2 protein-coding genes are annotated in these 1283 nt (G+C 66.9%); one reads left to right on the top strand and one right to left on the bottom strand.

The window, feature by feature from the left end:
- Window positions 1–75: 75 nt before the first annotated feature.
- Window positions 76–432 carry a hypothetical protein gene (locus tag ACWEV0_RS35950; RefSeq protein WP_453154011.1) on the top strand — a complete coding sequence of 119 codons (357 nt, stop codon included), beginning with the start codon at window positions 76–78 and terminating at the stop codon, window positions 430–432.
- Here ACWEV0_RS35950 and ACWEV0_RS35945 read toward each other — a convergent pair.
- Window positions 422–1242, bottom strand: a protein-coding gene (locus ACWEV0_RS35945) for an IS5 family transposase (RefSeq protein WP_453154010.1) whose coding sequence is annotated in 2 segments (ribosomal slippage) — window positions 422–900 and window positions 900–1242 — 822 coding nt in all. Because the reading frame shifts where the segments join, the coding sequence is not laid out codon by codon here. The two genes, ACWEV0_RS35950 and ACWEV0_RS35945, sit on opposite strands and share 11 nt — an antisense overlap.
- Window positions 1243–1283: the final 41 nt, after the last annotated feature.

The raw sequence follows: 1283 nt of genomic DNA, 5'->3' as shown, positions 1-1283 counted from the left end.
AGACGTCGTTTCTTTTGGCTGTATGTGCTGACACCAGCCCGGAGGTCTTTCAGTGCGGTATGAGAACCTCCGGGCATGAGCTACGACCTTGCTGTGTGGGAGGGCGAGCGGCCGGCGAATGACAGGGCTGCCCGCCGGGTCTTGAGCGACTTGTACGACCGCTACCTCGACGGTGAGGACCTGGAGTCTCCGTCCGAACTCATCACGGTCTACGTGACCGCGCTTCTTGAGCGATGGTGCGATATCACCGAGGACGAGGAAGGGACCTCACCCTGGTCGGTCGGGCCGCTGATCAGCGGTGCAAGCGGTCCGCTCATCTACTTCGGGATGGGCTGGAGCAGGGCCGAGGAAGCCTCCACCTACGCGGCAGACCTGGCGGACAAGATGGGGCTGATCTGTTTCGACGTGCAGCAGGACCGACTCAGGCCCTGAGCGGCGTGACCAATCGCCGGTAGCCGATCAGAGCTGCGGCTATGCCGACGAAGGCGAGGAAGTGCTCGGCCTTCCGTTCGTACCGCCGGTGCAGTCGGCGGCAGCCGGCCAGCCAGGACACGGTTCTCTCGACCACCCAGCGATGACGACCCAGGCGCTGTGAGGACTCGACGCCCTTGCGGGCGATGCGGTGGCGGATCCCGCGCTTGCGGAGCCATCGGCGCAGGTGGTCGTAGTCGTAGCCCTTGTCCGCATGCAGTTTCGTAGGGCGCCGGCGGCGGGGGCCGCGGCGGGACCGGATGGGCGGGATGCCGCGCACGAGCGGCTCCAGCCCCTGGCTGTCATGCATGTTCGCGCCGGAGATGCCCAGGGACAGCGGCAGCCCGTTCCGGTCGGTGATCAGGTGGATCTTCGATCCCAGCTTGCCGCGGTCGGTCGGATTCGGTCCGGTCAACGGCCCCCTTTTGCGGCCCGCAGGCTGACGGAGTCGATCGCGCACCGCGACCAGTCCAGTTGTCCTCGGACGCCGAGTTCATCGAGGATGACGCGGTAGAGCCGCGCCCAGACACGGGCCTGGCCCCACTGGGCGAAGCGTCGGTAGACCGTTTGCCAGCTCGGACCGAACACCGGCGGGAGCTGGCGCCAGGTGCAGCCCGAGGTCGCCACGAAGATGATCGCGGCCAGCGCCTCCCGGTCACCTGCCCTCCGGCGGCCCCCGCCCTGCGGACGTATCACCTCCGTCGGTGGCACCACCCGCCGGAACAGCATCCACAACTCGTCCGGCACCAACCGCTCAACCAGATCCGTCATGCACGGATCAACGAACGATCACGCCATAAGAAACGACGTCT

Source organism: Streptomyces sp. NPDC003943, from assembly GCF_053605265.1.
Note: the sequence above shows the minus strand (reverse complement) of the source record. Positions and strands in the feature narration are given on the sequence as shown.

What these genes read in the sequence shown, in the direction of transcription:
- ACWEV0_RS35950 (WP_453154011.1), top strand. Translation starts at nt 76, where the DNA reads ATGAGCTACGACCTTGCTGTGTGGGAGGGCGAGCGGCCGGCGAATGAC.